This is a genomic window from Microbacterium sp. 69-7 (assembly GCF_001897985.1).
Classification (GTDB): Bacteria; Actinomycetota; Actinomycetes; order Actinomycetales; family Microbacteriaceae; genus Microbacterium; species Microbacterium laevaniformans.
In genome coordinates this window covers 43,407-50,185 of sequence record NZ_MKRU01000090.1, presented here as the reverse complement: position 1 = coordinate 50,185, position 6,779 = coordinate 43,407, and the positions used below count along the sequence as shown (strand labels likewise).

At 69.0% G+C, this 6,779-nt stretch carries 8 protein-coding genes; 3 read left to right on the top strand and 5 right to left on the bottom strand.

What is annotated here, in order from left to right:
* From BGN98_RS09900 to BGN98_RS09880, 5 genes are all read right to left on the bottom strand, one after another.
* Positions 1 to 2,502, bottom strand: a 2,502-nt coding sequence (locus tag BGN98_RS09900; RefSeq protein WP_288121217.1) for an efflux RND transporter permease subunit, incomplete at its 3' end; no start/stop codon positions are given.
* A gap of 162 nt (positions 2,503 to 2,664) precedes the next feature.
* Positions 2,665 to 3,042, bottom strand: coding sequence for a fluoride efflux transporter CrcB (gene crcB, locus BGN98_RS09895; protein WP_005054428.1), 378 nt, complete (start codon positions 3,040 to 3,042; stop codon positions 2,665 to 2,667).
* Entirely contained in the window at positions 3,039 to 3,473 is a 435-nt protein-coding gene (locus BGN98_RS09890; protein WP_231477239.1) for a fluoride efflux transporter FluC, read from the bottom strand. Before BGN98_RS09890 ends, crcB begins: the two co-directional genes overlap by 4 nt.
* Positions 3,474 to 3,493: 20 nt before the next feature.
* The gene (locus BGN98_RS09885) at positions 3,494 to 4,456 is read right to left on the bottom strand and encodes a DNA topoisomerase IB (protein WP_288121212.1); all 963 of its coding nucleotides are present in this window, start codon (positions 4,454 to 4,456) and stop codon (positions 3,494 to 3,496) included.
* Between the two features lies 1 nt (position 4,457).
* Positions 4,458 to 4,727, bottom strand: a complete 270-nt coding sequence (locus BGN98_RS09880; RefSeq protein ID WP_016463750.1) for a DUF7218 family protein — start codon at positions 4,725 to 4,727, stop codon at positions 4,458 to 4,460.
* A 109-nt stretch (positions 4,728 to 4,836) separates the two neighbouring features.
* On the opposite strand from BGN98_RS09880, the gene BGN98_RS09875 reads away from it, so the two are divergent.
* From BGN98_RS09875 to BGN98_RS09865, 3 genes are all read left to right on the top strand, one after another.
* A complete protein-coding gene (locus BGN98_RS09875; protein ID WP_005054418.1) occupies positions 4,837 to 4,998 on the top strand; it encodes a hypothetical protein in 162 nt (53 codons plus the stop codon).
* Between the two features lie 235 nt (positions 4,999 to 5,233).
* Positions 5,234 to 6,085 carry a DUF4097 family beta strand repeat-containing protein gene (locus BGN98_RS09870; protein ID WP_061681104.1) on the top strand — a complete coding sequence of 284 codons (852 nt, stop codon included), beginning with the start codon at positions 5,234 to 5,236 and terminating at the stop codon, positions 6,083 to 6,085.
* 2 nt (positions 6,086 to 6,087) lie between these two features.
* Positions 6,088 to 6,723: a PadR family transcriptional regulator gene (locus tag BGN98_RS09865; RefSeq protein WP_288121205.1), complete on the top strand. Its 636-nt coding sequence runs from the start codon at positions 6,088 to 6,090 to the stop codon at positions 6,721 to 6,723.
* Positions 6,724 to 6,779 lie beyond the last annotated feature (56 nt).

The following is a 6,779-nucleotide window of genomic DNA, read 5'->3' as shown; positions in this document are numbered from 1 at the left end:
CGTGCGCACGCTCGCCGAGGCGGTGTTCAGGTCGTCCGTCGACGGGGTCACCGTCACCGTCGCGGTGCGCTGACCGCGCTGCGTCGTGATCGAGGTCGGGCCCTTGCTCTGCTCGACGGTCGCGACCTGATCGAGGCGGACGAGCCCGTTCGCCGAGGCGATCTGCAGTCCCTTGAGCTCGTCGATCGTCTTCGGCACCGACGACGACTGCAGGTAGACGGTCAGCGATGTGCCGTCGATCTCGACCGATCCGATCTGGCGCGGCTGCATCGTGTTCGAGACGAGTCCGCCGACGGCGACCTCCGACAGCCCCAGCTGCGCGGCCTTGGCGCGGTCGACCGTGACGGCGACGAAGGGGAGGGATGCCGAGAGGTTCGAGGTGACCTGGCCGATGCCGTTCTTGCCCTGCAGACCGGTGACGACCGCGTCGGTCGCGGTCTGCAGCGCGTCGGCCGACGGCGCCGTCACGTCGACCTCCACGTTGCTGGAGCCGAAGCCGCCCTGGCCGGACGAGACGGTGACGGTGCCGACATCGGTGAGGTCGGCGAGCGCCTGCTCCACGTCATTGCGCACGGTCACCTGATCGGCCGACGTGTCGGTGGTCACCGAGTAGGTGATGCCGGTGCTGCCGCCGCGGAACGCATCGCGCACGGCCGAACCGCTCGATCCGATCGAGGTCTGCACCGTGGTGATGCCGGCCACGCCCTTCAGCGCGGTCTCGACCTTCTTCGCGGCGGCATCCTCGGCGTCGAGGCTGGGGGCCTGTCCAACCTGCTGCGTGATGGTGAACGTGTTCTGTCCGCTGTCGCCGAGGAAGTTCGTCTTCATGAACGGCGCCGCGGCGATCGTGCCACCGAGCACGAGAACGGCCACCAGCAGCGTCACCCACGAATGCTTCAGGGTCCAGCCGAGGATCGGCAGATAGGCACGCTGCAGGCGCGAGGGGGGCGCCGCGGGGTCTTCCGGGTCGACCTGGTTGCCCTCGGCGTCGCGCACCGGCTTGCCGGGTCGCAGGAACCAGTACGCGAGCACGGGAACGATCGTCAGCGCCACGAACAGCGACGCCGCCATCGCGATCGTCACCGTCATCGCGAACGGCCGGAACAGCTCGCCGGTCACGTCGCCCACGAACGCGATCGGCAGGAACACCGCGACGGTGGTGATCGTCGACGCCGTGATCGCGGCGGCGACCTCACGGACGGCGAGCAGGATCGACGAGAGCTTGTCGGCACCTTCGACGTAGTGACGTTTGATGTTCTCGATGACCACGATGGAGTCGTCGACGACGCGGCCGATCGCGATCGTGAGGGCACCCAGGGTCAAGATGTTCAGCGAGTAGCCGAACGCCTGGATGCCGACGAACGTGATGAGGACGCTGGTCGGGATGGAGATCGCGGTCACGAGCGTCGAGCGCACCGACAGCAGGAAGAGAAGGATCACGAGCACGGCGAAGACGAGGCCCAGCAGCCCCTCCTGGGCCAGCGACTCGATCGACTGCTCGATGAAGGGAGCCTGGTCGAAGACGACACTGAAGCGGGCATCGCCGCCGATGTCGCTCTGCAGCTTCGGCAGGAGAGCGGTGACGGCGCGGCTGACGTCGACGGTGTTGGCGGCTGGGAGCTTCGTGATGGAGATGGTGAGTGCGGGCTCGCCGTTCACGCGCGAGATCGAGGTCACCGGGTCCTGCGCGAGCGCCACGGTGGCCACGTCGCCGATCTTCAGCGGACCGTTCTTGGCCGCCCCCTCGAACTGGGCCGCCGAGGTGGGCACGAGCGGCAGGGCGGAGATCTGATCGACCGAGGTGAGCTTGCTGCCGGTTTGCACCGTGAGGGTCTGGTCGCCCTCGGTGACGGTGCCGCCGGGAAAGAGCACACCGTTCTGCTTGAGGGCGTCGGTGAGCGCGTTCTGGGTGAAGCCGGCGGCGGCGAGCTTCGCCTGGTCCGGGGTGATCGTGACCCGCTGGCCCTGGCCGCCGACGATCGTGGCGGCGCTGACGCCCTTGACGTCTTCGAGATCGGGGATCGTCGTGGCCTGCAGCTGCGCCTGGATCGTCTTCTCGTCGCCGTAGCCGGTGACGGCGAGCGCGATGACCGGCAGGTCGTCGATCGAGAAGGAGACCACATTGGGTTCGACGCCGGTGGGCAGCGTCGACTTGATGCGGTTGATCGCCTGCAGGATCTTCTGCTCCGCGGTCGCCAGGTCGGTGCCGTAGGTGAAGGACGCCTGGATGATCGAGGCGTTCGTCGTGCTCGTCGCCGTGGTCGACTCGAGGCCGGGAATGCCCTGGATCGCCGTCTCGATGGGCGTCGACACGTCATTGTTGACCACATCGGGCGACGCACCGGGGTACGTCGAAAGGATCGAGAGCTGCGGGAACTCGACCGAGGGGATGAGCTCCTGCTTGAGGCTCGTGAGGGCGAGGCCGCCGAAGATGGCCGCGACGATCGTGATGAGGGCGATCAGCGCCCGGTTCTTCAGGCTCAGGACGGCGAGGTGCGACACAGAAGACCCTTGCTCTCGGACGGGCGCGGACGAAGCGTTCGATACACGCGTGTATCCGCCTCATTCTCGCACGCGGACCGGCGGCGGGCGGCGGCGGGAGCCGGGGGATAACCCGACAATCCGAACAGTCGACACCCAGGGGTGCCGACGCTCAGCCGGCGCTCAGCGCGGGAAGAGCTCGCCGATGACGAGGCCGGCAGCGGCGGCGATGAGGGCGAGCACGAGCGTGCCGATGAGGTTGACCCACGCCCAGTCACGGCGTCCGCGCTCGGCCAGCAGAGCCGTCTCGGTGGACACGGTGCTGAACGTCGTGAACCCGCCCAGCACGCCCACTCCGAGAATGCTGGCCCACGCCGGCGAGACGTTCGGTCCGAGACCGGTGACCAGACCCAGCAGGAACGACCCGAGGACGTTCACGAGAAGGATGCCGAGCGGAAAGGCGCCGGATCGCCCGCGCATGATCGCGGCATCCATCACATACCGCGCGCCGGCGCCGAGCCCGCCGCCGACGACGAGCGCTGCCATCTCGAACGGGTTCATTCGGCATCCTCCGGCTGTTCGATCTCGCCCGGCCGATCGGCGATCCGTCGTCCGAAGGCAAGACCGACGACGGCCGCGAAGACACCGCCGAACAGCGAGACCACGACGAGGATGATGCCGACATAGGGCGAGGCGCTGGAGGTCGACAGCGCCTGCACGGCGAAGGCGCTGTACGTCGTGAAGCCGCCCATGACTCCCGTACCGAGGAAGAGGCGGGCGCGGGGATGCCGGTCGGCGAGCCAGCCCACGATGACGCCGAGCAGCAGCGAACCGACGAGGTTGATCACGAGTGTGACGGCCGGCACCACGAGCGGATGCGGGTTCGCAGCGCCCAGGGGCACCACCACGACAGCGCGGATCGCGACACCGATCATTCCGCCGAGGATCACCAGCACGAGGGCGACCGGCGAGAACCAGCGAGGACGAGTCACGTCCGCAGACTAGCGTCGCCTTACGGGGACAGCAGCGCACGGATCGCCGATTCCGGCGAAACGGTCGTGTCCAACAGCTCGCCGCGTCGATACCGCGCGAACACGCGGGGGTCGATGTAGGAGCTCTTGGCCACCGTCGGCGTGTTGCCCAGACCCGCGGCCGCCGCCTTGATGGCCAGCACCTCGGCGCGCTTGCGGTCGGTCTTGGTCGCGGTGGTCCCGATGCGCGCCAGGGCGTCGGCGGCGAGAATGGTGCCGCGGAGCGTGCGGAAGTCCTTCGCGGTGAAGCTGCCGCCGGTCATCGTGCGGACGTACACGTTGACATCCCGCGGGGTGAGCGCAACGCGGCGTCGGCCACGCACATACGCCAGCAGCGGTGCGGCCGGTCGGCCCGACGCGAGCAGCTCGACGACGACGGCGAGGTCCTCGTCATCCACCTCGAGGCTCTGCCGCTTGCCGCTCTTGCCCGGAAAGCGCAGGCTCGTGACCGTGCCGCTGACGGCGGCATCCCGCCGCTGCAGCGTGGTGAGACCGCGGCTGCCGTGCGCCGTGAAGTAGCGCTCGCTGCCCACTCGAGGTGCCGCCTGATCGAGCAGCCGGAACGCGGTCGCCAGCACCCGCTCGCGGTCGAGGCCGTCGCGGCGGAGCGACGCGGTGATGCGGCCCCGGGCGCGTGGGAGGCACTCGGCGAGCTGCAGCGCCCGTGCGTACTTGCCCTTGTCGCGGGTCGTCGACCAGTCCGGGTGATAGAGGTACTGCATCCGTCCGGCCTCGTCGACGCCGGTGGCCTGGACGTGCCCGTTCGCGGCGGCACAGATCCAGACGTCGTTCCAGGCGGGCGGGATGACGAGCGCGACGACGCGTTCACGCTCCGCGGCGGGGAGAGCGGCCCCGTCGGCATCCACGTATCGGAATCCCGAACCGGACCGCAGGCGCCGGTAGCCGAGGTCGCGTCCGGGGCGGACGCGGCGAAGGCGCGGCACGTCAGGAGTCTCGGAGCATGTCGATGAGCTCCGCCTTGCGCGCCCCGGAGTATCCGCGGATGCCGAGCTGCTTCGCACGGGCACGCAGCTCGGCGACCGTCCAGTCCTCGTATGAGCCGGACGCGCCGCCCCGTCGCCCCACGGCTTCACGGCCGTCCCGCGCGGCGGCGTTGGAGATGCGGGCGGCCTTCTGCTTCGACGCGCCGTCCGCGCGCAGCTCCTCGTAGAGCTCGGGATCCTTGAGCGAAGGAGATGTTCCGTTCTGGGGCATGCATCCGTCCCTATCGCAGTTTCGGGGGCTGCGGCAAGGGGGGTGTCCGCCCCTCGGAACACGGCTAGTTTCAGGGGGTCATGGAGTCCCTCGAGAATGGAGCAATCACATGAATCTCGCTCTGATCATCATCATCGTCGTCGCGATCGTCCTCGCGATCGTCGGCGGCATGAACGCCGCCCTGAACTGGCTGCTGTGGGTCGCCCTGATCGTTGCCGTGATCGCGATCATCGCGTTCCTGCTGCGACTCGTTCGCGGCGGTCGCGCGTAGCGACGCCGCTCAACCGGACAACGCGCCGGCTCACCTCACGGTGGGCCGGCGCGTCTGCGTTGCGGCCCACGAATCGCTCGCGTCGTCCGTCCCTTGTTGTCGGTGACGCCGCCCGTCAGCGTCAACAAGGGACGGACGAACCCGGGAGTCGGCGCGCACTGGTAAGTCGAGATATATCGTGTTATCGTTGGTTCAACGCGATATATCTCGAATCGCCTCGTGTCAGGAGAACACCATGACTCTGGAGAAGTGGCTCATCAAGCCGGGCGAGACCCGGGTGATCGACCTCGAAGACATCCGCAAGCTGAAGGTGGGCCTCGTCGGCGGCCAGATCGATGTCGTCGCGCACGATGAGCCCGGCGTCCGCATCGAAGTGCATGCCGTCACCATCAAAGACCTCCGCATCGAGGCCTCCGGCGACGTGGTGGAGATCGATCACCCACAGCTGCGCTGGGACAACTTCCTCGAGGTGTTCCGCAACTTCGGCTCCGGCGGCCCCAAGGCGGAGATCAGCGTCGCGGTCCCCCGCGGCATCCTGCTGACCCTCGGCGTCGTCTCCGCGAGCGCGCTCGTGTCGGGCCTCGCCTCGGGCGCGCGCCTGAACACCGTCTCCGGCGACATCATCGTCGACGGCCTCACCGGCGACCTGTCGGTCAACGCCGTCTCGGGCGACGTGCAGATCCGCGGCCTCGACGGCGCACTCAGCGCCAACTCGGTGTCCGGTGATGTGGCGGCCACCGGCAGCATCCGCAAGGCGACGATCGACACCGTCTCGGGCGGCATGCTCGTCGACTCGACCGATCGGGTCGACCTGGTCAGCCTCAACACCGTGTCGGGCGACGCGACCGTGCGTCTCGACGAGGGCCACCCGGCCAACTTCGTGCTGCGCAGCGTCAGCGGGCGGCTCATGGTCGACGGCGTCAAGCGCTCGAGCTCTGGGCCCTCGAACTACGTCGACTCCGTCGGGGAGCTCAGCGGCAGCTTCGCCGACGTGCGCGCCAATTCGGTCTCGGGCGACGTCACGGTGCTGCGCCGCTCGCCGGCCGCTCCGGATGCCGCGGCATCCGCGACCGCCGAGGAGAACTGAGCATGCCTCCCGTCTTCTCGCACGGCGATCTGCGCCTCTACCTGCTGAACCTGCTCGACGAGTCGCCGCGCCACGGTTACGACTTGATGCAGGCGTTGTCAGATCGCACCGGCGGAACCTATACGCCCAGCGCCGGCACCATCTATCCGCGGCTGTCGAAGCTCGAGGAGGAGGGCCTGGTCACCAAGACCGTGGACGGCCGCAAGACCGTCTACGCGATCACCGAGGCGGGGCGCGCCGAGGTGGCCGCTCGCGCCCACGAGCTCGAGGGGATCGAGGCGGGGCTTGCCGACAGCGTGCGGCTGATCGCCGACGAGGTCCGCGGCAGCGTCCGCGAGGCGATGAAGAGCCTCCGCGCCGATCTCGCCGCTTCGGCGCAGTCGGAACGAGACAACGCCGACCGTGACCGCACCGGCGCACGCGCCTCGGCATCCGCGTCGGGGGGGGACGAGGCGCGGCAGTCGTCGCGAGAGCAGATGAGACGCGCCGAGGCGATCGTCGCCGAGTTCCGCGCGACCGTGCGGGCCGACCTGCGCACGCATCTGGCCCACGGCGGACAACTCGCGGCCGACGTCGTCGACGACCTGTCGCGCGCGCTGGACGACACCCTGGCCGCCCTGACCCGCGCACTCCGCTGACGCACGGGCCCGTCCGCTCTCGCCTTCTCCGCCGAGCCGCTATCTTTCCGCCGATC

Bases quoted from the DNA above. Each gene is read 5' to 3' on its own strand.
- crcB (WP_005054428.1), bottom strand. From the start codon at position 3,042: ATGAACCCGTTCGAGATGGCAGCGCTCGTCGTCGGCGGCGGGCTCGGC.
- BGN98_RS09880 (WP_016463750.1), bottom strand. From the start codon at position 4,727: ATGCCCCAGAACGGAACATCTCCTTCGCTCAAGGATCCCGAGCTCTAC.
- BGN98_RS09875 (WP_005054418.1), top strand. From the start codon at position 4,837: ATGAATCTCGCTCTGATCATCATCATCGTCGTCGCGATCGTCCTCGCG.
- BGN98_RS09870 (WP_061681104.1), top strand. From the start codon at position 5,234: ATGACTCTGGAGAAGTGGCTCATCAAGCCGGGCGAGACCCGGGTGATC.
- BGN98_RS09865 (WP_288121205.1), top strand. From the start codon at position 6,088: ATGCCTCCCGTCTTCTCGCACGGCGATCTGCGCCTCTACCTGCTGAAC.